The organism is Burkholderia sp. 8Y (genome assembly GCF_902506145.1).
Classification (GTDB): Bacteria; Pseudomonadota; Gammaproteobacteria; order Burkholderiales; family Burkholderiaceae; genus Caballeronia.
Map to the genome: position 1 here is coordinate 1,986,248 of NZ_LR733520.1, position 24,055 is coordinate 2,010,302.

The window sequence follows — 24,055 nt, forward strand, 5'->3', positions numbered from 1 at the left end:
TTTTGGGCCATGTTACCCGAATGCGCGGACCGGCAAGATGCTCGCCGACCCTTTTTGCCAGGCGCGCATATCTACATTGCAAAACGATATAAGGCAGCTCCGGCGGCGTCCGCGCCCGTTTGGACCGTTACGCTACAATACGCGTTTCGGCGCGCGAACTCGCCCGGCCCACGCAGGCCGCCCGACGCCGCCCCCACGAATTGCGCATGCAGGAGCCTGAATGACTCACGTTGTGACCGAAAGCTGCATCAAGTGCCGCTACACCGACTGTGTGGATGTGTGCCCGGTGGATTGCTTCCGCGAAGGTCCCAACTTTCTCGCGATCGATCCGGACGAGTGCATCGACTGCGCCGTGTGCGTGGCCGAATGCCCGGTGAATGCCATTTATGCCGAAGAAGACGTGCCCGGCGACCAGCAGCAGTTCATCGAACTGAACGCCGATCTCGCGCGCAACTGGCCGAGCATCACGAAGACAAAGGCGCCGCTGGCCGAAGCGGACGAATTCAAGGACGTGAAGGACAAGCTGAATCTGCTCGAGCGTTGAGGCAAACGCTCGTCCTTCGGACGAGTTCGCGTCGGTGCAAAAAGGTGTTTCGAGTGAAGAATCGGCGTTGACAGGGTAAGAGACGCTCCCTATAATTCCGCTTCTCTGCTGTAGATGTTCCCCGATAGCTCAGTCGGTAGAGCGCCGGACTGTTAATCCGTAGGTCCCTGGTTCGAGCCCAGGTCGGGGAGCCAAAAAATTCAGCAAAGCCCAGTCAGTTCACTGGGCTTTTTAGTCAGTCTCACCGTTGTAGATGTTCCCCGATAGCTCAGTCGGTAGAGCGCCGGACTGTTAATCCGTAGGTCCCTGGTTCGAGCCCAGGTCGGGGAGCCAGAAGTTTCAAGCAAAAGCCCAGTCATACGACTGGGCTTTTTGCTTTTCAGCCCTTCCCCACGTCTCAGCGCGCGGTTTAAGCGGACACTCAATTTCCACTTGCATGATTCCGTCACGGCTCGTTGACGCAGATAAAGCCACCGCAGGTGCGCGGCATCGCGGTGTCCCTCTTCTGGCGCTACTGAATCCACACGACGGTCAGCGAGCGCACGCCCTGCGCGCCGCGAATCAGCACGCCTTCGATATCCGCCGTCGCGGATGGTCCCGTGACCAGCACGGCATAGCGCGCCGACTGGAAGTCGGGCCGCCGATACACCTGCTGCAAGCCGTCGACGAGTTGCGCGGGATCGAGCAGCACGACAAGATGCTGCACGAGATAGCCGATCGAATTGACGACGTACTCCGCTTCGCTGAACCAGACGGACCCCGTTTCCGCGACGCCGAAGCGCCCGCGCACGACGCCCACGTCGACATCCTGTAGCGACGCAGGCGACGTCTCGCGCGACAGCGCGCGCGTGCCTTCGATGCCCGGCACGGCGGAGGCCACGACCGCATCCGCACCGAAACGCGCGGCGATCATCTCCTTCACTTCGTCGAGGCTGTGCGCGTGCGCCGTGGTTCCGCCCATCGCGGTGAGCGCGGCGATGAAGCGCGTCTGCAAGTCGCCTTCAGGCGACGGAAAAATCGGCAGTTCGGGGCGCGGGCGCGCGGCGGGCTGCGCTGCGCGAATTTTCGCGAGAAAGGCATCACGGGTCGTCATTTGACGGGCTTCCGGTTTTTCTTGTACCACTCATGGAAGGTCTCGGCGGGCGCTTCGGGCAAGTCGCGCCCGCGTCCCCAGATGTTGAGCGGGTTATACAGCATGAAGTTGGGCAGGCGCTTCAACGCGCCGCCAAGCGACGCGACCGTCGCGCGATAAAGCGTCGGACTCGCGAGCAGACGCCCCGCCATCTTCAGCACTTCCTGCTTCACGAACGGCACTTCGTGACGCTCCGCGATCACCGCGCGCCACTTGTAGATCTGCTCGTGAATGTTGACCTTCGTCGGGCAGACGTTCGTGCAACTGCCGTTGAGCGTCGAGGCGAACGGCAGACTGCTGTAGCGCTTCAAATCGTGGGTCGGGTTGATGATCGCGCCGATCGGCCCCGTATACGTGCCGCCATACGAGAGCCCGCCGCTTCTCCGATACACCGGGCACGTGTTCATGCACGCGCCGCAGCGGATGCACTTGAGCGAATACCAGAAGTCTTCCAGCGCAAGCCGCTCGGAGCGCCCGTTATCGACGAGGATGAAGTGCATCTCCGTGCCCGGCCGGGGCGCGCGAAAGTGCGACGTGTACTGCGTGATCGGCGAGCCGAGCGCGCTGCGCGAGAGCATCCGCACGAAGACGCCGAGATCGGCAATGGTCGGAATCAGCTTCTCGATGCCGATGGACGCGATATGCATCGGCGGCACATTCGCGGAGAGATCCGCGTTGCCCTCGTTCGTGCAGACGACGACCGTTCCCGTCTGTGCCACCGCGAAATTGCAGCCCGTCATGCCCGCCGTCTTCTCGCGCACGAAGTACGGCCGCGTGTTCATGCGCTGGCTTTCCGCGAGATAGTGGATGTCGCTATTCTTCGGATCGGTGCCGATGGTCTTGCCGAACAGTTCGGCTACGTCCGCGCGCAGCTTGTGGACGGCCGGGACGACCATATGGCTCGGGTCCTGATGATCGAGCTGCTGAATGCGTTCGCCCAGATCGGTTTCCATCACCGTGATGCCGCGCGGCTCCAGATAATCGCGCATGTAGCATTCGTCGGTCAGCATCGACTTGCTCTTGACGAGCGTGGTCATGCCGCGCTCGCTCATCAGCTTGTGAACGAGCGCGTTGTGCTCTTCCGCGTCCGCCGCGAAATGCACGACGACGCCGTTTCTCTCCGCCTGATCCGCGAATTGCGCGATGTAATCGGCGAGGTTGGACAGCGTGTGTTCCTTGATGCCCGAGGCCAGATTGCGCAGCGTTTCCCATTCGGGAATGCCGTGCGCCTGCGCATCGCGCTTCGTGCGCAAATCCCAGAGCCGCTTGTCGTGAAACGCGACGTGGTCGCTCTTCTGCAGGAACGCGCCCGCAGCCTTCGCGTGATCGATGCGAACGGTCTTCGTCATGCCCGCGCTCCGTTCAGAACCTGCGCAATGTGGATGAACTTCGCGTCGAGCTTCATGCGCTCCGCGCAGCCCTGCTGATGCATGAGGCACGACATGTCGCCCGACACGATGTACTCCGCGCCCGCGCCGATGTGATCGCGCACCTTGTCCTGCCCCATGCGCACGGACACCGCTTCCTCGGTCACGGAGAACGTGCCGCCGAAGCCGCAGCATTCATCGGGCCGCGCGGGCGACACGAACTCGATGCCCTTCACGCGTTCGAGCAAGGCGCGTGGCTTCGAATAAGGCGTTCCCGCCACTTCCGAATTCGATGTCTCGCGCAGATGCCGCACCGCGCTGCAACTGTTGTGCAGGCCGACGCGATGCGGAAACTCGGCCCACGGGAAGTCCCGCACCTGCAAGACGTCGTGCAGGAATTCGACCAGTTCGTAGGTGCTTTTGCGCACCTTCTGGACGGCGCTCGTCTGCTCGATGGCAGTGAAATGCTCGCGTACATGATGCGTGCAGCTCGCCGACGGCCCGACCACGTAGTCGTAGTCCGCGAAATTGCGGGCGAATACGCGCTCCGCGCCGGCGGCGTCGGCGTGCGCGCCGCTATTGGCCATCGGCTGGCCGCAGCACGTCTGATCCTGCGGATAGTCGACATCGACGCCCAGCCGCTCCAGCAATTCCAGCGTGGCAATGCCGATTTGCGGGTAGAACGCATCGATGAAACAAGGGACGAACAGGGCAACTTTCATAGGATCGCGTCGGAGGAAGTCCGCTTTGGTCAGCTTGGTCTGACCAAGACTTTAGGGAAGTGGCGCTTTCGTGTCAAACTAGGGTAATCCAAAGCCTCTCGCCGCGTTGCTTCAAACGATGACCTTCCAGCCCGTCCACTCGCACGCCTACGCCCGCGTGCGCCTCGCCGATGTCGTGTCAGGCCAGATTCGCGGACTGATCTCGAACGGCACGCTGCTGCCCGGCCAGCGCCTGCCCGCCGAGCGCGACCTCGCCGAGCAGTTGAACGTGTCGCGGCCGTCGTTGCGCGAGGCGCTCATCCGCCTCGAATCGGATGGATTCATTCGCGCAGTGGGACGCGGCGGTTTCGTCGTATCGGACGTGACCGCGCCGCTCGTCTCGCTTCCGCTTGCCGCCCTGCTCGAACAGCAGCCCGACGCGAGCGGCGATGTGCTCGAACTGCGTCACGGCCTCGAAACGCTCGCCACGGCCTACGCCGCCGAGCGCGCCACCGATGCCGACCTCGCGCGCATCGCCGCCGCGTTCGACGCGCTGCAATCCGCCGTCGCGCAGAAAAGCACGCGCATCGCGGAGAAAGACGCGGCGTTCCATCTGGCGATTGCGGATGCGACGCACAACATCGCGCTGACGCACGTGATGCACGGCCTGAACGAAGTGATGCGCGAATCCATGCTCACGTCGCACCGTCTGGTCGATTACGACGACGCAGTCGAAGCCGACCTACTGGCCCAGCATCGCGCGATGCTCGATGCAATCGTCGCACGCGATCCCGCCCGCGCGCGCGAATGCGCGGGCGCGCATCTGGACTACGTTCACGCGCTCTATCGCGATCGTCCGGGGCGCAAGACGCGCGGCGGCGTATCTCACGATGGCATGACGAATCCGTAACGCCGCCGTAATAGTTGATAGGACTACGCCTACACGCATTTCGGACGCGCACCGCTAACGCGAACCTCCACGGTCCGCGATACTGGAATCGTCAAAAACAACATGCGAAGGAGGACGACATGCCTTACCTACTCGGATGGCTGCTCGGTGTGCCGGTCGTGGTGCTGGTGATCCTTTATCTGATCTTCCATTGATGCGGGAACCGCACGCAGCAGAAGAAACGAAGGGCGTCGCTACAATACGACGCCCTTTTCTTTTATCCGTGAGATTCCGATGAAACGCGCCGCCACCTTCGCTTTGTCCGCATCGCTCCTGTCTCTCGGCGCTGCGCTCGCGCACGCCGAGGAAATCGCGAGCGTCAACACCAACTTTCGTTTCACCGGCTCGGACCGCGTGAGCGTCGAAGCCTACGACGATCCGCTCGTCTCGGGCGTGACCTGCTACGTGTCGCGGGCGCGCACGGGCGGCGTGAAGGGCACGCTCGGCATCGCGGAAGACCCGACGGAGGCATCCATCGCATGCCGTCAGGTCGCGCCGATCAAGATCGCGCAGCCGCTCAAGCAAAAGACCGATGTGTTCACGGATCGCATGTCGCTGATCTTCAAGACGCTGCATGTGGTTCGCATCGTCGATACGAAGCGCAACACGCTCGTGTATCTGACGTACAGCGACCGCGTCGCGACCGGCAGCGCCAAGAACAGCGTCACGGCGGTTCCGGTGCCCGAAGGCACGGCCATTCCGGTGAAGTGAGCGCCGCCTGCCGTCTGCGGTTGACGGAAGCGGTAGACTGAGCGATTCCCGCCCAGCCTTCCCATTGACCGATGAGCGCCCCACGCTTTCGCAACGCCGCGCGTTACTGGCGCTCGCCGCTCGTGCCGGACGCGGACATGGTCACCGCCGAGTACTACGATCACGCGTTCACCCCGCACTGGCACGACGCGTACACGGTGCCGGTGATCGAAGCGGGCGCGGAGTGTTACGACTATCGCGGCTCGCGTTATGTGGCGGACGCCGGCTCGGTGCCGGTCATCAATCCGGGCGAGGTGCATACGGGCGCGCGAGCCGTCGATACGGGATGGCGCTATCGCGTGTTCTATCTGCCGGTGCCGTTCGTCGAGGCGCTTGCGCGCGAACTGTCGCCGCGCGCCGCGTCGCCGTGGTTCGCGGCGTACATCATCCGCGATGACGATCTCGCGCGCCGGCTCGTGACCGCGCATTGCGCGCTCGAAAACCTGACGCGCGCCGATCCCCTCGCCGCCGATCCCCTCGCCGCTGAAACCGCGCTTCTCGATGCCGTGACGACGCTGCTTGCGCGGCACGCGCTCGAACGGCCGTCGTGCGCGCCGCCCGCCGCCGATGCCGCCCGCGTCGCCACGATGAAAGCTCGCCTCGCCGACGATCTGCCCGAACCCGTCACGCTCGCCGAACTCGCGCGCACCGTCGGGCTGTCGACGTTTCACGCGGCGCGGCTTTTCTCGCGCGAAACGGGTCTTGCGCCGCATGCGTGGCGCAACCAGTTGCGCATCGCGCGGGCGTTGCCGGCGTTGCGCGCGGGGGCGTCCATCGCGCACGTCGCGGCGGCGAGCGGCTTCACCGACCAAAGCCATTTCACGCGCCATTTCAAGCGGGCGTTCGGCGTCGCGCCTGGGCGCTGGCGCTGATTCGCCGGCCGCGCGCCGCAAGAACGTACAAGCCTTCCCGCGCCTTCGGGCTTATCCTCCGCGCATCAGGAGGACGATTTTGAACGCACCATCCGGCAACGCCTGGCGGGAACTCGCCGCCGGCGCACGCGACACCATTCCGATGATGATCGGCGCGGCGCCCTTCGGCGTGATCTTCGGCACGCTCGTCACCGCCAGTCCGCTTGCGCTCTGGCACGGCCAGCTGATGTCGCTCGCGGTGTTCGCCGGCTCGGCGCAGTTCATCGCGGTCGGCATGATCGCGGGGCACGCGAGCTTCGCCGTGATCTGGGGGACCACCTTCGTCGTGAATCTGCGGCACGTGCTCTATTCGGCGACGCTCGCGCCGTACGTCGCGCATTTGCCCGCGCGCTGGCGCTGGGCGCTGGCGGGCCTCATGACCGACGAAGTGTTCGCCGTCGCCTACGCGCATTATCGGGGGCGCACACCCGGCGAAACGGGGCCGCACTATTTCCTCGGCTCCGGTCTCGCGATGTACGTCAACTGGCAGGCGTGGACGCTCATCGGACTCTTCTTCGGCGCGGCGTTTCCGGGCCTGAAATCGCTGGGTCTCGACTTCGCGATGGTCGCCACGTTCATCGCGATCATCGTGCCGCAACTCGTGGCGCTGCGCTTCGTGGCGGCGGCGCTGGCCTCGGGCGTGCTCTCGTTCGCGTGGCAAGGCTGGCCGTACAAGCTCGGGCTGCTGGCGGCGGTGCTGGCGGGCGTCGGCGTCGGCTTGCTGCTGACGCTCGTCGAACAACGGCCGCGCATGAAAGACGCGAAGGAGCGCACGCAATGAACTACGTCATCCTGATTGTCGGCATGGCGCTCATCACGTACCTGATCCGGGCCGCCGTGTTCGTGCTCGGCGAGCGCCTGTCGTTCGCGCCCGTCGTGGGCACGGCGCTCGGCTTCGTGCCGGTGACGGTGCTCACCGCGATCATCGTGCCGATGACCGTCTCGCCGCACGGCAACGGCGCCGAGCTGACGTGGCGCAATCCGCAACTCGTCGCGGCGGCGGTCGCCATCCTCATTTGCGCGTCGACGCGCCGCGCGCTGCTGACGATCGCCGTGTCGCTCGCCGTGTTCTTCGTCTGGCAGCTTGTCGTGCTGCGCTGACGATCAGCGCGACGCCTTTCAGAAAGCCCTCAAGTTTCCGGCCGCCCCGCCGTTATCTGAAACGAACGGACTCCGCCCGCGCGGCAGGCCGACAGCATCTCCCGCCATCGGGCCAGCCGAGCGCGGAACCGGAAACCGACATGCGTCAAATCACCCTTTCGTTGCGCGACGAGACGATCGCGTCGCTCAATCGCGACTTCGAGGCGTTCCTGCGTCTGTCGCTCAAGCTCGACCCGCAGTTCGTCACGCCCTCTTTCGAGGATTTTCTGCGCGCGAAGCTGCTCGACAACGACACTCCGCTCACCGAGCAGGCCGTGCAGCGCATGCTCACGCACGGCCAGTATGCGTGGGCCAAGCGCGCGCTCGACAAGGAGTTCCCGGATGTCGTCGAAATCCTGATCCGGCAGGCGGCCGAGCACGGCTTCGCATTCGCGATCCGCTCGGACTGGAACGCAGAGGATCTGGTGAAGGCGTCGCGCGAATGGGCGACGGCGATCGTCACGGAAGCCAACGGCGACGCCTCGCAGGTGGACGTGCTCGCCTCGCAGATCAAGTCGGCGGCGGTGGATATCCGCGAAGTCGAGCAGAAAATGCAGACGCCCGCCTGGCGCCTCGCCGATTCCCTGCGCCAGCGCGTATTCGAGGCGAAGATCGCGGTCGAAACGAACGTCGGCTCGGCGGCGCGCGAAAAGCTCGGCGAATTGCGCGCGCTGCTGCGCCTCGGCATCTTCTATGGATCGATTCAGAAACAGGAAGCGCAGCAACTGCTCGAATATCTTCGCTCGCTGCGGCCCGAGCTTTTCGTCGACGAGCCCTACGACGGCTTCACGCGCTTCGCGGCGTGGCTGCGCAGCATCTTCGGAAACGCGCCGCGCGCACCGAAGACTTCGCGCGCCGCGCGCTGAAGCCCGGCCACGCTACTCCCACATTCCCTTTAGCCGCGCGGCGATATCGATTTTCGCTTTCGCCGCCGCCGCGAGCCCCGCAGCGGTCGGCGCCGCGGCGACCGGCACTGGCGGCCACGCGGCGGCCTCGAAGTGCTGCATCAGATGCGGCGGGATGAAGCGCGTGCGCTGCGCCCACACGTGACGGTCGCCGAGATTCGTCTGGTTGTGAACGTAAAAACGCTGCGGCGTGACGATGTGCAAGTCTTCCTTCGCGCGCGTCATGGCGACATACAGCAGGCGGCGCTCTTCGTCGATTTCCTCGTCGCTGCCCGTGCCGAGATCGGACGGAATGCAGCCGTCCACGCCGTTCAGCACGAACACGTTGCGCCACTCCTGACCTTTCGCGGAGTGGATGGTCGAGAGAATCAGATAATCCTCGTCGATGAGCGGCACGCCGGATTCGTCGCTCGTCGCATCGGGCGGATCGAGCGTTAGTTCGGTCAAGAAACGCTCGCGCGTTGGGTACGTGGACGCGATGCTTTCCATCTGCAACACGTCGCCGATGCGGATGGCCGCGTCTTCGTGATTGCGTTCGAGGTGCGGCTCGTACCAGCGGCGGATCATCTCGAATTCGGCGGGCCACGGCGATTCGCGGCCGCAGAGCTTGCCCATGAGCGCGACGAAGCGCGGCCAGTCTTCGCTCGCCCGCGCGGGCGCATCGAACGCCGCGAGCGCAGTGGGCGCGCGCTCGGCCTGCGCGACGCTATCGAGCAAACGCCCGGCAATCGCCGGTCCGATGCCCGGCAGCAGTTGCGCGACCCGAAAGCCCGCGACGCGATCGCGCGGATTCTCGGCCCAGCGCAGCACCGCGAGCACGTCTTTGACGTGAACGGAGTCCAGAAACTTCAGGCCGCCGAACTTCACGAACGGAATATTGCGCCGCGTGAGTTCGATTTCGAGCGTCGCGCTGTGATGCGCCGCGCGAAACAGCACCGCCTGCGACTTGAGCTTCATGCCGGCCTCGCGGGCCTCCAGCACTTTCTCGACGACGTAGCGCGCCTGATCCGCCTCGTCCGCGACGGAAACGACGCGCGGCTTCTGCGCCGACGCCTTGTCGGTCCATAGATTTTTCGTGTAACGCTCGGCGGCAAGATCGATCACCGCGTTCGACGCTTCGAGAATCGGCTGCGTCGAACGGTAGTTGCGGTCGAGCGTGACGGTCGCGGCGGGCGGATCGAAGTGCTGCGGAAAATCGAGGATATTGCGCACCGTCGCGCCGCGAAACGAATAGATGGACTGCGCGTCGTCGCCGACGACGGTGAGGCCGCGTCCATCCGGCTTCATCGCAAGGAGAATGGTGGCCTGCAGGCGGTTCGTGTCCTGATATTCGTCCACGAGCACGTGGTCGAAGCGGCTCGACAGGTCCGCCGCGATGCTCGGCTCGGCGGCGAGATGCGACCAGTAGAGCAGCAGGTCGTCGTAATCGAGGACGCTTTGCGCCTGCTTTGCGCTCACGTAGGCGGCGAAGAGGCGCTTCAGGTCCGCTTCCCATTCGCGGCACCACGGATACGACTGGTCGAGCACGGTCGCGAGCGACGCCCCCGTGTTCACGACGCGCGAATAAATGGCAAAGCACGTGGATTTGGCGGGAAACCGCTTCTCTTTCGACGACAGCCCGAGTTCGTGCCGCACGAGGTTCATCAGGTCGGCGGAGTCTTCGCGGTCGTTGATGGTGAACGACGGCGCGAGGCCCACGAGATCGGCGTAATCGCGCAGCAGCCGCGCGCCGATGCCGTGGAACGTGCCGGACCACGTCAGCCCCTGCGCGATGGCGCTCTTGCTGCCGAGCGCGCTCGTCGCGATGCGCGTCACGCGCCGCGTCATTTCGAGCGCCGCGCGGCGCGAAAAGGTGAGCAGCAGAATGCGGTGCGGATCGGCGCCCTTCACCAGCAGATGCGCGACACGGTGGGCGAGCGTGTTCGTCTTGCCGGAGCCCGCGCCCGCGATCACGAGCAGCGGACCGCCGCAGCGCCCAGGCGCCTCGACGCCGAATTCGACCGCCCGGCGCTGCGCATCGTTGAGCCTGGCGAGGTAAGCGGCGACGTTCTCTGTGGAAGCGTCGGCGGTGGCGGTGTCGTCCGGAAGGGTCAGCACAGAGAAAAGCGGGCGTCGAAAGAAGTGACGCACACTGTATATCCATACAACCCGCGCACGCAAGTCTTTGCCGCGGCACGTCTTTCTTTCGACGGCCGCGGCTTGTCAAAACGCGCGCGGGCGAGGCGCTTAGTCGGCCTTCTTCGCGTCCTTCAGGTTGGCTTTGGCAGCGGCTTCGTTCGCTTCCGACTGCGATTCGGTCTTCTTCTTGTCCGCCTTCGCCTGCGCGACATTGGCGTCCTTGTCGGCTTCGGCCTGCTTCTTCGCGGCCTTCTTGTCGGCGTGGGTGGGCGCGTCGCTCGTCGTCTGGGCGAAAGCCGGTGCCGCGCTCACGCTCGTCAGTGCGCCCGCGATGAGCGCAGCCAGCAGGGTATGGGTGCGTCGATTCATGGCGTCCTCCGTGTGGTCGTTAGTGTGGTTGAGGGTCGTGCGCGTGTCTTGGCCGCGAAGCCGGCACAAACCGGCTCGCGGCCCACGCGATTAGTGCTGCTCGCCTTCGTCCTTCGGCGTGCGGTCGGCGGCGGCGTTCAGGTCATCCTTCGCGGCTGCCTTGTCGGCCTTGCGATTGATTTTCGCGTTACGGACCTGCTCCTTGTATTGCTGCTTGGCCTGCTTGTCGGCGGCCTTCATTTCCACCTTCGACGCCGTCTTCGACGCGCGATACTCGGCGTTGGCCTGCGCATCGGCGTTGCGCTTTTGGACCAGCGGATCGGGCGATGCCGGCGCGACCACGTTCTGCGGCGGCGGCGACACCTGCTGCTGCGCCTGCATCGACGCCTGGCCGGGCGCGGCGTCCGTCGGCTGGGCGGTCTGCGCTTGTGCGCCGGTGGCGGCGAGCGCGGCGAAAGTGGCGCCGATCATCAGAATTCGAGCCTTAGTCATGAGCTAGTCCTCTCTGGGTGTGTCCGCCAGGCGCGATCGATCAATCCGAGCGCGATGACGCGACTTGTCGTTTAGAAGATGACCGAAGCTGCATCGATCAAACGTACAGACCGGCCGAGCCACGGACGAGTTTCGCGAAATCAGTCATCGTTACCGACGGTTTCACTTCGCTACATCTGCTCATCCGACGAATCGACGGTCGAATGGCTACCGAGCACGGCCCATGCCCGGATGAAGCACGGCGCTGGTTTATCATTGAGGTCCTTGTGTCTGAAACGCCCGCCCGCCATGCCGCAGCTTCAATTCACCCTCACGGGCGACTACGTCGAACTCCACAATCTGCTCAAGCTGATGGGCCTCGCCGACAGCGGCGGCTCCGCGAAGGCGCGCGTCGCAATGGGCGATGTCACCGTCGACGGCAAAGTGGAACTGCGCAAGACGTGCAAGATCCGCGCGGGTCAGGTCGTGATGCTCGACGGCCAGAAGATTCGCGTGCGCGCGCCGCAATGAGCGTTTGCGCGCATGCGCCCGTCAATTGCGAAAAGCCGACCATAACGGGGCGCGTCATCGACATGCCGCGTGTGAGGCAATAAGCTAGTCGTCTTTCGTTCAGGTTTCAGCGCGGGCAGATGCACGTGTCTGCGCACGTTTGCGCGCCCGTTCCGCTCCCTTCTCTCGACCATGCAATCGCACACCAGCCGCGCGACACGCGCGCATTCGGGACACGTCAGCCTGTCTCGCCATGCCGTCGATACCGCGCGCCTCGCCGCGCCGCTTGCCATCGCACAACTCTCGCAAATGGCGATGGGCGTCACGGACACGATCCTGCTCGGCTCGCTCGGCCCGGACGCGCTCGCGGCGGGCGGTCTGGGCGCGAACATGTTCTTCGTCGTGGTCACGCTGCTGCAAGGCGTGTTGACGTCGGTGAGCGTGGCGGTGGCCCATGCGCGCGGCGCGGACGCGGAAGAGCGCGTGCCGGGCATCTACTGGACGGGGCTCGTGCTGTCCATGCTGCTCGCCGTGCCGGCGTTCGTGCTGCTTTCGTGCGCCGAGCCGATTCTGCTCGCGTTCCACGAACCGGCGACGCTCGCGCACAACGTCGGCGAATATTGCGCGGTGCTGCGCTGGGGCACGCCGGGCAGCCTGATCGGCATCGGCATGATGCGTGCGTTCCTGCCTGCCATCGGCGCGGCGAAGCGCCTGCTGTGGGTGTCGATCGGCGGCGTGTTCGTCAACGGCTTTCTGAACTACGGGCTGATTCACGGCGCCTACGGCCTGCCGCGCGAAGGTTTTCTCGGCTCGGCGGCGGCGACCGCGATCACCGTTTGGCTCACGGCCTTCTCGCTCGTCGCGCTGCTGCATCTGCGCCCGCGCTACCGGCACTTCGTCGCCGCCGCGCGGCCGCATCTGCCGCTCATGGGCGAACTGTTCGGCATCGGCTGGCCGGTTGCCATCACCTACGGCGTCGAATCGACGCTCTTTCTCGCCACCGGCATGATGGTCGGCCTGCTCGGCGAAGCGCCGCTCGCCGCGCATCAGATCGCGCTCAACGTGGCGTCGGCGGCGTTCATGGTGCCGCTCGCGATCGGACAGGCCGCGAACGTGCGCGTCGGCTACTGGGCCGGCGCGGGCGTGCCGGTCGCGGCGCGCCACGCGGGGTTCGTCGCGCTCGCGCTCGGCGTCGGCTTCATGATGTGCTCGGGCCTCGTGCTGATTACCGCGCCGCGCGCGATTGTCGGCCTGTATCTGCATCTGGACGATCCCGCGAATGCGCGCACCGTCGCGCTCGCCGCGTCGCTTCTGGGCGTCGCGGCGGTGTTTCAGATCGTCGATGGCATGCAGACGGTCGGCTCAGGCTGCCTGCGCGGCCTGAAAGACACGCGCGTGCCGATGCTCGCCGCCGCCTTCGGCTACTGGGGCGTCGGCTTTCCGACGGGCTATGTGCTCGCGTTCCACTTCGCGCTCGGCGCCAAGGGCTTGTGGTGGGGACTCGCCGCAGGGCTGGCGAGCGTCGCCGTATTGATGACGCTGCGGTTTCATCGCATCAGCAAGCGGCTTGTGGAAATCAGCGTCGCGCGTGCCGGCGATCGCGTCGACGGTGCTTCGAAGCGCGTCGCCTAAGCGGTTCGACGCGCCGCGCATATGCAAAGCAAAAATGCTTGGTTGGGTCTCGGAACACGCGTTGTTAGGATGAACGCGTCTCCTCCTTGAGACTTTTCCAGTAACAGGGGTTATAGCCCGCTCTGCCGAGCGGGCTTTTTTTCGCCTCCCCGACTCCCCCGCATCGTACGGTCGCTCGCCCGTCTCCCCCGCGGTTTCCCCTAGAATGATTTCAAGATGCCGCTTCGGCGAGAACGCTTCTTGCTGATCGGCGAATCCGAAGCGGCCGCGCGAAAGCCGCCGGATCGAGATAAACAAAAAGAAGAGGAAGCGAAGTGTCGGAAAGCCGGGGATTTTGCCAAGCTGGATGGAAAGTTGCGCGCGTTCGAAACCAAGCGTCTTCAACCGCGACGAAAGAAACCAAGTGGCACGTGCGCACAGCGGCCATCGCGCTTTGTGCCGCACTGTGCGCCGGATGCGCGACCCGCCCGCCCGCCACCGCGTTCGATCGTCCGGTGACGCACGCGCTGCCTTCGACCGCGCCGACGCCGCTCGGAACGGCGCTCGCGCCGCTCGAAAAGCAGCATCCGGACGAGTCCGCCGTGCGTCTCTTGCCGACCGGCTCGGACGCGCTCCAGGCGCGCATCGCGCTCGCGCGCGCCGCGACGAAAACGCTCGACATGCAGTACTACATCGCCGAAGAAGACAACACCGGCAAGCTGCTGCTCGGCGCGGCGCTGTACGCGGCGGACCGTGGCGTGCGGGTCCGCATGCTGGTCGACGACCTGAACTTCAAGGACATCGACCGCATCATGGCGGCGCTGAATTCGCACGACAACATCGAGATTCGCGTCTTCAATCCGTACGGCAGCGCGCAGCGCAGCTTCGCCGAGCGCACGCAGAACTTCTTCACGAACCTCAGCCACTTCACGCGCCGCATGCACAACAAGGCGATGATCGCGGATAACCAGATCGCGATCGTCGGCGGGCGCAATCTCGGCGACGAATACTTCAACGCCAGCCCGACGCTGCAGTTCCGCGATCTCGACCTGTTCACCGCCGGCCCCGTGGTGCACAAAGTCTCCGCGAGCTTCGACGAGTACTGGAACAGCACGCTCTCCTACCCGCTGCGCGTGCTGAACAAGCAAAAGTTCGATCCGTCCGATCTCGACAAGACGCGCGAGGACCTGCGCAACCACTGGCGCGAGGAAGCGGACCCGCTGAACGCCAAGCCGCTCAACGCCACGCCGCTCGCCCAGCAGATTGCTCGCGGCGAGATGGGTCTCGTCTGGGCGCCGACGGAATTCGAAGCGGATTCGCCGTCGAAAATCGAGCATCCGAGCGACGACTACAAGAGCCCGCCGATGACGCGGCTCGCCGACCTGATGAAGAACGCGCAGAGCGAGTTCCTGATTCTCTCGCCGTACTTCGTGCCGCACGACGTGGGCGTGAAGGCGGTCGCCGACGTGACGCGCCGCCATGTGCGCGTCGCGGTGCTGACGAACTCGCTAGCCGCCACCGATGCCGTCGCGGTTCAGGCGGGCTATGCGCCGTATCGCATCCCGCTTCTGCGCAACGGCGTGGAACTGTACGAATTCAAGCCGCTCCAGCCCGAAGGCGAAGGCCGCCCGCCCGCCGGCTTGTTCGGTTCGTCGTCGCGCGCGAGTCTGCACGCTAAGGCGTATGTGATCGATCGGAGTATCCTCGTGATCGGCTCCATGAATCTCGATCCCCGCTCGGCGCGGCTCAACACCGAACTCGCGCTCGTGGTTCACAGCAAGCCGGTCGCGGAGCAAGTCGCGGCGCTCTTCGAAAGGGGCATCTCGCCGAAAGCGAGCTGGCGCGTGGAACTGGCGAGCGCGGCGGTGATGGCGGAACTGCGCCGCACCGGCTCGCCGCAGTCCGGTCTCGTGTGGACGAGTCAGGAAGACATCGGAACCGTGACCTACAACTTCGATCCCGAGGCCGGCTTCTACCGTAACGCCATGACGGGCCTCTTCAAGCTGCTGCCCGTCGACGAGCAGCTTTGACCACTTCAAAGGAACTTCAGGCCATGACACAGAACGCACAGGGCGATGTACGCATGGAGAAGGACACGTTCGGCGAGATCGCCGTGCCCAACGGCAAGCTGTGGGGCGCGCAGACGCAGCGGTCGTTGCAGAACTTCAAGATCTCGACGGAAAAGCAGTCGCCCGAACTCATCACCGCGCTCGCGATCATCAAGCGCGCCGCCGCCGAGGTGAATCAGGACCTGAAGGTGCTCGACGCGAAGAAGGCGCAGGCGATCATGCAGGCCGCCGATGAAATCATCGACGGCAAGCATCCGGACGAATTTCCGCTCGCCGTGTGGCAGACCGGTTCCGGCACGCAGACCAACATGAATCTGAACGAGGTGATCGCCAATCGCGCGAGCGAGTTGCTCGGCGGGCCGCGCGGCGAAGAACGCCTCGTGCATCCGAACGATGACGTGAACCGCGGCCAGTCGTCCAACGACGTGTTCCCGACCGCGATGCACGTCGCCGCCGCGTACGCGATCGTCAAGCATCTGGTGCCGTCGCTGAAGACGCTGCGCGAGACGCTCGACAAGAAGTCGCAGCAGTTCGCGGATGTCGTGAAGATCGGCCGGACGCATTTGCAGGACGCGACGCCGCTCACGCTCGGTCAGGAATTCTCGGGCTACGTCGCGCAGCTCGATCAGGGCATCCGCCACGTCGAAGCGACGCTGCCGCATCTGTACCAGCTCGCGCAGGGCGGCACGGCCGTCGGCACGGGCCTGAACGCGCATCCGGAATTCGCGGTGAAGGTGGCGCAGGCGATCGGCAAGCTCACCGGCCTGCCGTTCGAAACCGCGCCGAACAAGTTCGAGGTGATGGCCGCCGCCGATGCGCTCGTCGCCGCGCACGGCGCGCTCAAGACCATCGCCGCGAGCATGATGAAGATCGCCAACGACATCCGCTGGCTCGCGAGCGGACCGCGCTGCGGCCTGGGCGAACTATCGATTCCGGAAAACGAGCCGGGCAGTTCCATCATGCCGGGCAAGGTGAACCCAACGCAGTCGGAAGCCGTGACCATGCTCTGCTGTCAGGTGTTTGGCAACGACGTGGCGGTGAACATCGGCGGGGCGAGCGGCAACTTCGAGCTGAACGTGTTCCGGCCGATGATCGCGCATAACGTGTTGCAGTCGATCCGCCTGCTCGCGGACGGCGCGCAGAGCTTCAACGACAACTGCGCGGTGGGGATCGAGGCGAATCAGGCTCGCATCGACAGCCTGCTCAACGAATCGCTGATGCTGGTGACGGCGCTCAATCCGCATATCGGCTACGACAAGGCCGCGCAGATCGCCAAGAAGGCGCACAAGGAAGGCACGACGCTCAAGGCCGCGGCGCTCGCGCTCGGGCACGTGACCGAGCAGCATTTCGATGAATGGGTGAAGCCGCACGAGATGGTCGGCAACAAATAGGCGCTTCGGGCTGGGGGAAGGCGGCGGCGTCAGACCTTGCCCGCCGCCACTTCTTCCGGCTTCAGTTCGACGATTGCATCGAGCGCGTCTTTCACGTCCATCGCGTATTTCGCGAGACGTTGCTCTTCGTCCGATTCCGGCACGAACGCCGGCACAGGCGTGGGCTGCCCCGTCTCATCCACCGCGACGAAGACCATCAGGCAATCAGTGGTCTGCTCCAGTTCGCCGACTTTCGGATCGCCCGCATGCACCGACACGTGAATATGCATGCTCGTGCGTCCGGTCACGACGACGCGCGCACGCAATTCGACGAGATTGCCCACCAGAATCGGCCGCCTGAAGCGGATGTTGCCGACGCTCACCGTCACCGCGTAACGCCCGCTCCACATGGCGGCGCAGGCGTACGCGGTTTCGTCGATCCACTTCATCAGCGCGCCGCCGTGGACCTTGCCGCCGAAGTTGACCGAACTCGGCTCGGCAAGAAAACGGAAGGTGGTTTCGGCGCGGCCTGCGCGCAAGGCGGCGGGCGCGGCTGACGGAGTCGGCGTTGTCATGGCGGTTCACGGCGAAAAAAGGAAGCCGCGATTATAGGCCGCGAAAAAACGCGGCTAGTTGTGAACGGTGACGCCCTGGTCGATGGTGCCGTACATCGTGATGCTGCCGCCGCCCGCCGACGGCGACGGCCCGCCCGCGCAACCCGCGCACAGAATCACAACGGCGAGCGCGGCGGTGGCAATGAGCTTGAACATGCGCGTTTTCCCGGTGCTTCGTATACGAGCGACCATTCTAGCGCCGCAGCGGGTGCATCGACGTTTCGTGCGGACGTGAAACGTCGATTGCGCAGGCGCGCTACAGTTGTGGCATCCAACGATGCGTCCCCTATCGCCATGAACTCCGCTTTCGAAGACGCCCGCTCGCGGCATTTTCCCGGCCTCTCGCGCATTGGCGCGCTGCTCGCCGATCCGGGCCGAGCCGCGATGCTCTGGTCGCTGATGGACGGCACCGCGCGCCCCGCCGGCGAACTGACGATGATCGCGGGCCTGTCGCCGTCGGCGGCCAGCGCACACCTCGCGCGGTTGACAGAAGGCGGACTGCTCGCGTTCGAAGTCAGCGGACGGCATCGCTATTATCGGATCGCGACGCCCGATATCGCCGCCGCGATCGAGGCGCTCGCGAACCTGGCGCGGGCGAGCGCGCCGCAAGCCGCGCCGCAGCGGCCGGCCAGCGCCGTGCCGCTCGAAATGCGCTATGCGCGCACGTGCTACGACCACCTCGCGGGCGAACTGGCCGTGCGGCTCTTCGACGGCATGCTCGCGCGCAACTGGCTCGCCGCACCGGACGACGATTTGGCGACGCGCGAAGCCTCTGCGCTCGACACGACGCCTGACGGGACGCAGGCGTTCGCGGAACTGGGCATCGACGTGACAGCGCAGCGTGCGCGGCGGCGGCGGTTTGCGTGTACCTGCATCGACTGGAGCGAGCGGCGTCCGCATCTGGGCGGCGCGCTCGGCGCGGCGTATCTGGAAGCGTGCGAAACGCACGGCTGGATCGAACACACGGCCAGGCGCCGCGTGCTGCGCGTGACGCCCGCCGGACAGCGTCATTTCGAAGGCTTTCTTTCCGGGCGTTGAGCGAAAAAAACGCGCGACCGGGGCCGCGCGTTCGAGTGATTCCTGACCGATCAGACCGCCATTGGCGCGCTGATCGGATCGTGATGCCGGTAGCCTTCGAGCGCGAAGTCCTTCGGCTCGACCTTTTCTAGCCACTCGGGCTCGTAGCGTTTCGTCACCGCGTAGTCCGGCACGCGATCCGAGATGATGAGCTGCGGCAGCGGATACGGCTCGCGCTTCAACTGCTCGTTGAGCATGTCGAGCTGATTCTCGTAGATGTGCGCGTCGCCGATAAAGTACGTGAACCAGCGCGGCTTGTAGCCCGTGAGCCGCCCGACGAGATGCAGGAGCGCCGCGCCTTCCGTCAGATTGAACGGCGTGCCGAGCCCGACGTCATTGCTGCGGATATACAGGCAAAGCGAAATCTCACCCTTCGTCACGTTCGGGATGAACTGATACAGCAAGTGGCACGCGGGCAGCGCGATCTCGTCGAGCTTCGCCGGATTCCACGCGTGAAAGAGAATGCGCCGGTCGGTCGGGCGCTCGATGATGGTGTCGAGACACTGGCGCAACTGATCGATCGCCTTGTACAGCAGCACTTGCTCGCGCCCGTTCTCGACGAAGCTCGTCACGAGTTCGTAGCCGCGGTTGGTTGCATCGGCGATCTGGTCGCCCGCGCCGGCGTCGATCAGCTTGTACGCCGGCCAGTTGCGCCACTGCACGCCGTAGACATCGCCGAGATCGTCGGTGCCCCGGCGATACGGGTTTTCGAGCCACTGCGGATTTTCGTTCGCGTTCGCGTCCCACACCTTGCAGCCGAGCGCGCGGAAGTCCGCGGCGTTTTTCGACGCGCGCAGAAAGCCGATCATCTCGCCGATCGCCGACTTGAATGCGAGCTTTTTCGTCGTGACGGCGGGAAAGCCTTCTTGCAGATCGAAGCGCAACATGGCGCCGGGAATGCTGATGGTGCGGATGCCCGTGCGGTTTTCCTGCCACGTGCCGGTATCGAGGATCGTCTGCACGAGCTCGAGATACTGTTTCATTCGATGTTCCTTGAATGCGGGCACGGGCCACGCGAGAAGAGGCGGAAACACCGATTTTACCAAGCGGCCCGCCCCGGCGCTGCCGTCCGCGAAAAGAAGAACGGGCGCCTTGCGGCGCCCGTTGCGGTGAGCAGAAACGATGCGTCGGTCAGCCGCGCGTGGCGTGTTCCGGAGGGGCATCGACCTCGATGTGACGCATGCCGTGCGCGCTCAGCAGCCGATACAGCGTGACGCGCGAGATGCCGAGTTCGTGCGCCGCGTCGCCCAGCCGTCCGCGATGGCGCAAGAGCGCAAGCTCGATGGCCTGCCGCTCCGCCGCCTCGCGCGCCTGCGCGAGCGAGACCGGCGCCACTTCGACGTATTCGCCCAATTCGAGATCGCGCGCGGTGATCTGCCGCCCTTCCGACATCACGATGGCGCGGCGCACCCGGTTGATGAGTTCGCGCACGTTGCCCGGCCAGCCGTAGTTGTGGATCGCCGCGATCGCATCCGGCGAGAAACCGCGCAGACGGCGGCTCGCGTCCTTCTTGAAGCGGTCGAGCATGTGCTTCGCGAGCAGTTCGATGTCCTTGCCGCGCGCGCGCAGCGGCGGTTCGTCGATCTGCAGCACGCAAAGACGGTGATACAGGTCAGCGCGGAACCGCCCTTCGATCATCGCGGTCTGCATGTCGACGTGCGTCGCCGAAATGATGCGGACATCCACGGGCGTCGATCCGTGCCCGCCTAGACGCTCGACCTTGCGCTCTTGCAGAAAGCGCAGCAGGCTCGCCTGGCTTTCGAGCGGTAGATCGCCGATTTCATCGAGGAACAGCGTGCCGCCGTTGGCGGCTTCCACGCGGCCGATCTTGCGTTGATTCGCGCCCGTGAAAGCGCCGCGTTCATAGCCGAAGAGTTCCGATTGCAGCAAATGCGCGGGAATCGCGCCGCAGTTGATGGCGACGAACGGCTGGTCGCGGCGCGCTGAACGCTCGTGAATGGCGACTGCCGTCAGTTCCTTGCCAGTGCCCGACTCGCCGGAAATGAACACGGGCGCGTCCGTCATCGCGACTTTGCGGATCGAGCGGAACAGCGCGAGCATGGCGTCGCACGAGCCGACCATCTCGCCTTCGGCGCGGCCTTCGCTGCGCGCGTCGTTCGAGGCGGCGTCGTGCAGCGCGACCATGCCGTACGCGTGCCCGACCGAATCGACCACACGGTCGTTCGAGGTCGGCAGCGTGACGTAATCGAAACAGTAGTCGCGGATCAGCCGGCGCACCGCGGCGTCTTCCAGCTGGCCGGGGACGGTTGCCGCCACCCAGCCGACGTTGGTCATGGTCAGCGACGATTCGAACGCCGCCAGTTCGTGCGATTCGAAATGCCCCGACAAATCGAGCAGCCCGCCCATTGCCAGGTCACTGCGCAGCGCCTTGCGCGTGTCGCGCGCACTTGCCACGATCTCGATTTGCCAGCCGCGTTCCTCGAAACGCGCACATAGCGTCTCGCTGGGATCCCGCGTCACATAGATCAGTTGCCGCCGAGCGACGTCCATTATTCAGATCCTTGGTTCAACGTTCGTTGAAAAGGTCGCGTAGTTCAGGCTCTCGCTTCAAGCAGAATTCTTGGCCCTCGCATGTGATGCGTACGGACTTGCAATTCGATACCTCGCCCCCTGGAACGCGCCGCGCATAACGCCAGCGCCCTTCCGCGAAACCCTTTTTGTTTGATTCTGCGCCGCTTTGGAGAGACTACTATAACCCAGAATCACCGAAAACAAATACCTTCCCGAGCGGCTTGACTCGTCGCGGAACCTTGCTGGCTAAGGCTCAGACCCAGCTTCGCCCGGATTTATTGCAAGTTCGCGTCGTGCTTTTTATACGACGAGAGCTTATACCGCTTCGCCCCGAAAATCCGGTTTTTCTTGCATCACGTTACGCGGTTGAAACGTTTTCGCGCGGTTTTTCCGCATGGCGCTCTGCCCGGTGCGCGCGACTCTTTATGCGGCAAGGCGTTGATGAGAATGGCATGCATTTGGCTAGAGATCGCACGCGCAAGCGGTAATTACTGAAGGCGCGAGACGATTTCCATACGCGTTTGACTAATCCGATTATTTCTCCCCACGACATCGCGGAATTAATTACCCGATGTCTCAGTCTCCAAGATGGCTCTCGATAATTATTTACCGCGTTTTGAATCGACGGCTGCGGCTTCGTCCGACGCAAACAAGACCGACGCGTTTGATTGGTCGGCGGAAACCGACACAACGGCCGACGATATCGGTGCCTTCCCCGCGCGCCGCGCGCCTCGTGCCGCGCTCAGCGTGACGCTATGGGACGAGGTTGCACCGGAAGGTCCGCGCGCATATCGCGATGACGGAGAGGCGCCGGACGACACATCCGCAGTCTGAAGCCCGACCTCGTCTGAAGCAGTTAGGGCGTCAATTAGGGCGCCGGTCAGCGCGTCGGTTAAACTTCGTGCCCCGGCCCGGCGGCGCTGCCGCCCTCTCCTACCTGCACATGACGACGCTGACTCTCATCGTCGCCCGCGCACGCAATGGCGTGATCGGACGCGATAACCAACTGCCGTGGCGCCTGCCCGAAGACCTCGCCTTTTTCAAACGCACGACGATGGGCGCGCCCATCATCATGGGACGGAAGACGCACGAGTCGATCGGGCGGCCCTTGCCCGGGCGACGCAATATCGTCGTCACGCGCGACGCCTCGCGGCGCTTCGAAGGCTGCGACACGGTGACGAGCATCGACGAAGCCCTCGCGCTCGCGACCGCTGACGGCGCGGCCGAAGCATTTCTGATCGGCGGCGCGCAGCTATACGGCGATGCGTTCGACCGCGCGCAGAAGCTGATCGTCACGGAAATCGACGCCGATTTCGACGGCAACACGTGCTTTCCCGCGCCCGACGCGTCGCAGTGGCGTGAGGTGTCGCGCGAGCGGCATCGCGCGGCGGCGCCGAACGACTTCGAATTCGCGTTCGTCACTTACGAGCGGCAAGCGTAACGGCGACGATAAAGACGAAGGCCCCGGGCGATTGCACATCGTCCGGGGCCTTTCGCTGAGCACTGCGGGAAAGCGGTTACTGCCCCGCCACCGTCATCCGCTCGATCAGCACCGAACCGATTGCCTTGGTGCCGCGCACCACCGTATCCGCGCCAACCGCCTCGATATGGCGGAACATCTCCTGAAGCGTGCTCGCGACGGTGATTTCCTCCACGGCGTGCTGAATCTGCCCGTTCTCGACCCAAAAGCCCGACGCGCCGCGCGAATAGTCGCCGGTCACGTAGTTCACGCCCTGCCCCATCAGTTCCGTCAGCAGCAGGCCCGTGCCGAGCTTCTTCAGCATGGCTTCGAAGTCGTCGCCGGGCTGCGTGTGCGTGCTCTTCATCGACAGATTGTGCGAGCCGCCGGCGTTGCCGGTCGTCTGCATGCCGAGCTTGCGCGCCGAATACGTCGACAGGAAATAGCCCTGCACGACACCGTCTTCGACGACGTTGCGCCGCTGCGTGCGTACGCCTTCTTCGTCGAACGGCGCGCTGCCCATGCCGCCCCGTACGTGCGGGTCTTCGACGATCTGAATGTGCGGCGCGAACACCGGCTTGCCGAGGCTGTCCACGAGGAACGTCGTCTTGCGATACAGCGCGCCGCCGCTCACGGCCTGCACGAACGCGCCGAGGATGCCGGCCGCGAGCGGCGCTTCGAACAGCACGCGGCACTTGCGCGTATCGAGGCTGCGGGCGTTCAGGCGCGCGAGCGCGCGCTGTGCGGCGTAGCGGCCGACCGCTTCGGGATCGGCCAGCTCGGAGGCGTCGCGTTTGGACGTGTACCAGTCGTCGCGCTGCATGTCGCGGCCGCTCGCCGCGATCGGCGCGCACGCGATGTAATGCCGCGAGTACGGATACCCCGCCATGAAGCCACGCGACGTCGCGAGCACGAATTGCGAATGCTGCGCGGAGACGCTCGCGCCTTCGGAATTCGTGATGCGCTTGTCGACCGCGAACGCGGCAGCCTCGGCGCGGCGCGCGATGTCGGCGGCCTCTTCGGCGTCGATATCCCACGGGTGATAGAGATCGAGGTCCTGCGGCGACTGTTCGAGCAGTGCTTCCTCGGCGAGCCCGGCGGCGCTGTCTTCCGCCGTGAATCGCGCGATGTTGTACGCCGCCGCGACGGTGTCGCGCAACGCCTCGCGCGTGAAGTCGGCGGTGCTCGCGTTGCCGCGCTTCTTGCCGATGAACACCGTGACGCCGACCATCTTGTCGCGGTTGTGCTCGATCGTGTCCACTTCGCCGCGCCGCACGCTCACCGAGAGGCCGTCGCCCTCGGAGATTTCGGTGGCGGCATCGCTCGCGCCGAGTTCCTTCGCGTAGCGCAGGATGTCCGACGCGATCTCCTTCAATTCGTCTTGCGTGTGCGGGAAAAAGCGTTGCCTGACGTCGATGTCTGCTGCCATGTGTCGTTGCCTTCGGGTTTGTTGACC

At 64.9% G+C, this 24,055-nt stretch carries 24 protein-coding genes and 2 tRNA genes; 15 read left to right on the forward strand and 11 right to left on the reverse strand.

Annotation, left to right across the window (positions count from 1 at the left end):
- Positions 1 to 220: 220 nt before the first annotated feature.
- The 3 genes from fdxA (at position 221) to GV035_RS19890 (ending at position 877) form a co-directional block, all read left to right on the forward strand.
- Positions 221 to 544: a ferredoxin FdxA gene (gene fdxA / locus GV035_RS19880; protein ID WP_159836684.1), complete on the forward strand. Its 324-nt coding sequence runs from the start codon at positions 221 to 223 to the stop codon at positions 542 to 544.
- Positions 545 to 662: 118 nt separating this feature from the next.
- Positions 663 to 738, forward strand: a tRNA-Asn gene (locus tag GV035_RS19885).
- Between the two features lie 63 nt (positions 739 to 801).
- Positions 802 to 877, forward strand: a tRNA-Asn gene (locus GV035_RS19890).
- 178 nt (positions 878 to 1,055) lie between these two features.
- On the opposite strand, the gene GV035_RS19895 is transcribed toward GV035_RS19890, so the two are convergent.
- The 3 genes from GV035_RS19895 to GV035_RS19905 are packed head-to-tail and all read right to left on the reverse strand — an operon-like array spanning position 1,056 to position 3,765.
- The gene (locus GV035_RS19895) at positions 1,056 to 1,637 is read right to left on the reverse strand and encodes a LutC/YkgG family protein (protein WP_159836685.1); all 582 of its coding nucleotides are present in this window, start codon (positions 1,635 to 1,637) and stop codon (positions 1,056 to 1,058) included.
- Positions 1,634 to 3,025 (reverse strand): lactate utilization protein B, encoded by a 1,392-nt coding sequence (locus tag GV035_RS19900; RefSeq protein WP_159836686.1) that lies wholly within the window; start codon positions 3,023 to 3,025, stop codon positions 1,634 to 1,636. The genes GV035_RS19895 and GV035_RS19900 overlap by 4 nt, the downstream gene beginning before the upstream one ends.
- Complete coding sequence (locus tag GV035_RS19905) at positions 3,022 to 3,765, reverse strand: (Fe-S)-binding protein (RefSeq protein ID WP_159836687.1); 744 nt, start codon at positions 3,763 to 3,765, stop codon at positions 3,022 to 3,024. The genes GV035_RS19900 and GV035_RS19905 overlap by 4 nt, the downstream gene beginning before the upstream one ends.
- 118 nt (positions 3,766 to 3,883) lie before the next feature.
- Between GV035_RS19905 and GV035_RS19910 the strand changes: the two genes are divergently transcribed.
- From GV035_RS19910 to GV035_RS19935, 6 genes are all read left to right on the forward strand, one after another.
- On the forward strand, positions 3,884 to 4,654 hold the full coding sequence (locus tag GV035_RS19910) for a FadR/GntR family transcriptional regulator (protein WP_159836688.1): 771 nt from the start codon (positions 3,884 to 3,886) through the stop codon (positions 4,652 to 4,654).
- Positions 4,655 to 4,927: 273 nt separating this feature from the next.
- The gene (locus GV035_RS19915) at positions 4,928 to 5,404 is read left to right on the forward strand and encodes a CreA family protein (protein WP_159836689.1); all 477 of its coding nucleotides are present in this window, start codon (positions 4,928 to 4,930) and stop codon (positions 5,402 to 5,404) included.
- Positions 5,405 to 5,475: 71 nt separating this feature from the next.
- Positions 5,476 to 6,315: a helix-turn-helix transcriptional regulator gene (locus tag GV035_RS19920; RefSeq protein WP_159836690.1), complete on the forward strand. Its 840-nt coding sequence runs from the start codon at positions 5,476 to 5,478 to the stop codon at positions 6,313 to 6,315.
- Between the two features lie 142 nt (positions 6,316 to 6,457).
- Positions 6,458 to 7,135, forward strand: a complete 678-nt coding sequence (locus GV035_RS19925; protein WP_159838085.1) for an AzlC family ABC transporter permease — start codon at positions 6,458 to 6,460, stop codon at positions 7,133 to 7,135.
- Entirely contained in the window at positions 7,132 to 7,455 is a 324-nt protein-coding gene (locus tag GV035_RS19930) for an AzlD domain-containing protein (protein WP_159836691.1), read from the forward strand. The genes GV035_RS19925 and GV035_RS19930 overlap by 4 nt, the downstream gene beginning before the upstream one ends.
- 140 nt (positions 7,456 to 7,595) lie before the next feature.
- Positions 7,596 to 8,360 carry a DUF4088 family protein gene (locus GV035_RS19935; RefSeq protein ID WP_159836692.1) on the forward strand — a complete coding sequence of 255 codons (765 nt, stop codon included), beginning with the start codon at positions 7,596 to 7,598 and terminating at the stop codon, positions 8,358 to 8,360.
- A gap of 12 nt (positions 8,361 to 8,372) precedes the next feature.
- Here GV035_RS19935 and GV035_RS19940 read toward each other — a convergent pair whose 3' ends face one another.
- The 3 genes from GV035_RS19940 to GV035_RS19950 all read right to left on the reverse strand — a co-directional run bounded on the left by GV035_RS19940 (position 8,373) and on the right by GV035_RS19950 (position 11,378).
- Entirely contained in the window at positions 8,373 to 10,496 is a 2,124-nt protein-coding gene (locus GV035_RS19940) for an ATP-dependent helicase (RefSeq protein WP_159836693.1), read from the reverse strand.
- 129 nt (positions 10,497 to 10,625) lie between these two features.
- Entirely contained in the window at positions 10,626 to 10,886 is a 261-nt protein-coding gene (locus tag GV035_RS19945) for a hypothetical protein (RefSeq protein WP_159836694.1), read from the reverse strand.
- Positions 10,887 to 10,976: 90 nt separating this feature from the next.
- Complete coding sequence (locus GV035_RS19950; protein WP_159836695.1) at positions 10,977 to 11,378, reverse strand: hypothetical protein; 402 nt, start codon at positions 11,376 to 11,378, stop codon at positions 10,977 to 10,979.
- Positions 11,379 to 11,666: 288 nt separating this feature from the next.
- On the opposite strand from GV035_RS19950, the gene GV035_RS19955 reads away from it, so the two are divergent.
- From GV035_RS19955 to fumC, 4 genes are all read left to right on the forward strand, one after another.
- Complete coding sequence (locus GV035_RS19955) at positions 11,667 to 11,888, forward strand: RNA-binding S4 domain-containing protein (RefSeq protein WP_159836696.1); 222 nt, start codon at positions 11,667 to 11,669, stop codon at positions 11,886 to 11,888.
- 171 nt (positions 11,889 to 12,059) lie between these two features.
- The gene (locus GV035_RS19960) at positions 12,060 to 13,499 is read left to right on the forward strand and encodes an MATE family efflux transporter (RefSeq protein ID WP_159836697.1); all 1,440 of its coding nucleotides are present in this window, start codon (positions 12,060 to 12,062) and stop codon (positions 13,497 to 13,499) included.
- A 410-nt stretch (positions 13,500 to 13,909) separates the two neighbouring features.
- Complete coding sequence (locus tag GV035_RS19965) at positions 13,910 to 15,508, forward strand: phospholipase D family protein (protein ID WP_236572671.1); 1,599 nt, start codon at positions 13,910 to 13,912, stop codon at positions 15,506 to 15,508.
- 23 nt (positions 15,509 to 15,531) lie between these two features.
- The gene (gene fumC / locus GV035_RS19970) at positions 15,532 to 16,938 is read left to right on the forward strand and encodes a class II fumarate hydratase (RefSeq protein ID WP_159836699.1); all 1,407 of its coding nucleotides are present in this window, start codon (positions 15,532 to 15,534) and stop codon (positions 16,936 to 16,938) included.
- Positions 16,939 to 16,967: 29 nt separating this feature from the next.
- Here fumC and GV035_RS19975 read toward each other — a convergent pair whose 3' ends face one another.
- Together GV035_RS19975 and GV035_RS29160 are read right to left on the reverse strand one after the other, a co-directional pair.
- Entirely contained in the window at positions 16,968 to 17,492 is a 525-nt protein-coding gene (locus GV035_RS19975) for an acyl-CoA thioesterase (protein WP_159836700.1), read from the reverse strand.
- Between the two features lie 54 nt (positions 17,493 to 17,546).
- Positions 17,547 to 17,687: a hypothetical protein gene (locus tag GV035_RS29160; RefSeq protein ID WP_201304004.1), complete on the reverse strand. Its 141-nt coding sequence runs from the start codon at positions 17,685 to 17,687 to the stop codon at positions 17,547 to 17,549.
- A 138-nt stretch (positions 17,688 to 17,825) separates the two neighbouring features.
- On the opposite strand from GV035_RS29160, the gene GV035_RS19980 reads away from it, so the two are divergent.
- Positions 17,826 to 18,569, forward strand: a complete 744-nt coding sequence (locus GV035_RS19980; RefSeq protein WP_159836701.1) for an ArsR/SmtB family transcription factor — start codon at positions 17,826 to 17,828, stop codon at positions 18,567 to 18,569.
- 50 nt (positions 18,570 to 18,619) lie between these two features.
- On the opposite strand, the gene GV035_RS19985 is transcribed toward GV035_RS19980, so the two are convergent.
- Both GV035_RS19985 and GV035_RS19990 read right to left on the reverse strand, forming a co-directional pair.
- Positions 18,620 to 19,591, reverse strand: coding sequence for a thymidylate synthase (locus GV035_RS19985; protein ID WP_159836702.1), 972 nt, complete (start codon positions 19,589 to 19,591; stop codon positions 18,620 to 18,622).
- Between the two features lie 148 nt (positions 19,592 to 19,739).
- A complete protein-coding gene (locus tag GV035_RS19990) occupies positions 19,740 to 21,119 on the reverse strand; it encodes a sigma-54 dependent transcriptional regulator (protein WP_159836703.1) in 1,380 nt (459 codons plus the stop codon).
- 964 nt (positions 21,120 to 22,083) lie between these two features.
- Here GV035_RS19990 and GV035_RS19995 point away from each other — a divergent pair.
- Entirely contained in the window at positions 22,084 to 22,581 is a 498-nt protein-coding gene (locus GV035_RS19995) for a dihydrofolate reductase (RefSeq protein ID WP_159836704.1), read from the forward strand.
- Positions 22,582 to 22,657: 76 nt separating this feature from the next.
- Here GV035_RS19995 and pmbA read toward each other — a convergent pair whose 3' ends face one another.
- Positions 22,658 to 24,028, reverse strand: coding sequence for a metalloprotease PmbA (pmbA, locus tag GV035_RS20000; RefSeq protein WP_159836705.1), 1,371 nt, complete (start codon positions 24,026 to 24,028; stop codon positions 22,658 to 22,660).
- Between the last annotated feature and the right edge of the window lie 27 nt (positions 24,029 to 24,055).

Coding starts and splice junctions, on each gene's coding strand:
- GV035_RS19895 (WP_159836685.1), bottom strand. CDS start 1,637: ATGACGACCCGTGATGCCTTTCTCGCGAAAATTCGCGCAGCGCAGCCC.
- GV035_RS19925 (WP_159838085.1), top strand. CDS start 6,458: ATGATGATCGGCGCGGCGCCCTTCGGCGTGATCTTCGGCACGCTCGTC.
- GV035_RS19980 (WP_159836701.1), top strand. CDS start 17,826: ATGAACTCCGCTTTCGAAGACGCCCGCTCGCGGCATTTTCCCGGCCTC.
- GV035_RS19915 (WP_159836689.1), top strand. CDS start 4,928: ATGAAACGCGCCGCCACCTTCGCTTTGTCCGCATCGCTCCTGTCTCTC.
- GV035_RS19955 (WP_159836696.1), top strand. CDS start 11,667: ATGCCGCAGCTTCAATTCACCCTCACGGGCGACTACGTCGAACTCCAC.
- fumC (WP_159836699.1), top strand. CDS start 15,532: ATGACACAGAACGCACAGGGCGATGTACGCATGGAGAAGGACACGTTC.
- GV035_RS19920 (WP_159836690.1), top strand. CDS start 5,476: ATGAGCGCCCCACGCTTTCGCAACGCCGCGCGTTACTGGCGCTCGCCG.
- GV035_RS19960 (WP_159836697.1), top strand. CDS start 12,060: ATGCAATCGCACACCAGCCGCGCGACACGCGCGCATTCGGGACACGTC.
- GV035_RS19950 (WP_159836695.1), bottom strand. CDS start 11,378: ATGACTAAGGCTCGAATTCTGATGATCGGCGCCACTTTCGCCGCGCTC.
- GV035_RS19975 (WP_159836700.1), bottom strand. CDS start 17,492: ATGACAACGCCGACTCCGTCAGCCGCGCCCGCCGCCTTGCGCGCAGGC.
- GV035_RS29160 (WP_201304004.1), bottom strand. CDS start 17,687: ATGTTCAAGCTCATTGCCACCGCCGCGCTCGCCGTTGTGATTCTGTGC.
- GV035_RS19900 (WP_159836686.1), bottom strand. CDS start 3,025: ATGACGAAGACCGTTCGCATCGATCACGCGAAGGCTGCGGGCGCGTTC.
- GV035_RS19910 (WP_159836688.1), top strand. CDS start 3,884: ATGACCTTCCAGCCCGTCCACTCGCACGCCTACGCCCGCGTGCGCCTC.
- GV035_RS19905 (WP_159836687.1), bottom strand. CDS start 3,765: ATGAAAGTTGCCCTGTTCGTCCCTTGTTTCATCGATGCGTTCTACCCG.
- GV035_RS19995 (WP_159836704.1), top strand. CDS start 22,084: ATGACGACGCTGACTCTCATCGTCGCCCGCGCACGCAATGGCGTGATC.
- GV035_RS19935 (WP_159836692.1), top strand. CDS start 7,596: ATGCGTCAAATCACCCTTTCGTTGCGCGACGAGACGATCGCGTCGCTC.
- pmbA (WP_159836705.1), bottom strand. CDS start 24,028: ATGGCAGCAGACATCGACGTCAGGCAACGCTTTTTCCCGCACACGCAA.
- GV035_RS19985 (WP_159836702.1), bottom strand. CDS start 19,591: ATGAAACAGTATCTCGAGCTCGTGCAGACGATCCTCGATACCGGCACG.
- fdxA (WP_159836684.1), top strand. CDS start 221: ATGACTCACGTTGTGACCGAAAGCTGCATCAAGTGCCGCTACACCGAC.
- GV035_RS19930 (WP_159836691.1), top strand. CDS start 7,132: ATGAACTACGTCATCCTGATTGTCGGCATGGCGCTCATCACGTACCTG.
- GV035_RS19990 (WP_159836703.1), bottom strand. CDS start 21,119: ATGGACGTCGCTCGGCGGCAACTGATCTATGTGACGCGGGATCCCAGC.
- GV035_RS19945 (WP_159836694.1), bottom strand. CDS start 10,886: ATGAATCGACGCACCCATACCCTGCTGGCTGCGCTCATCGCGGGCGCA.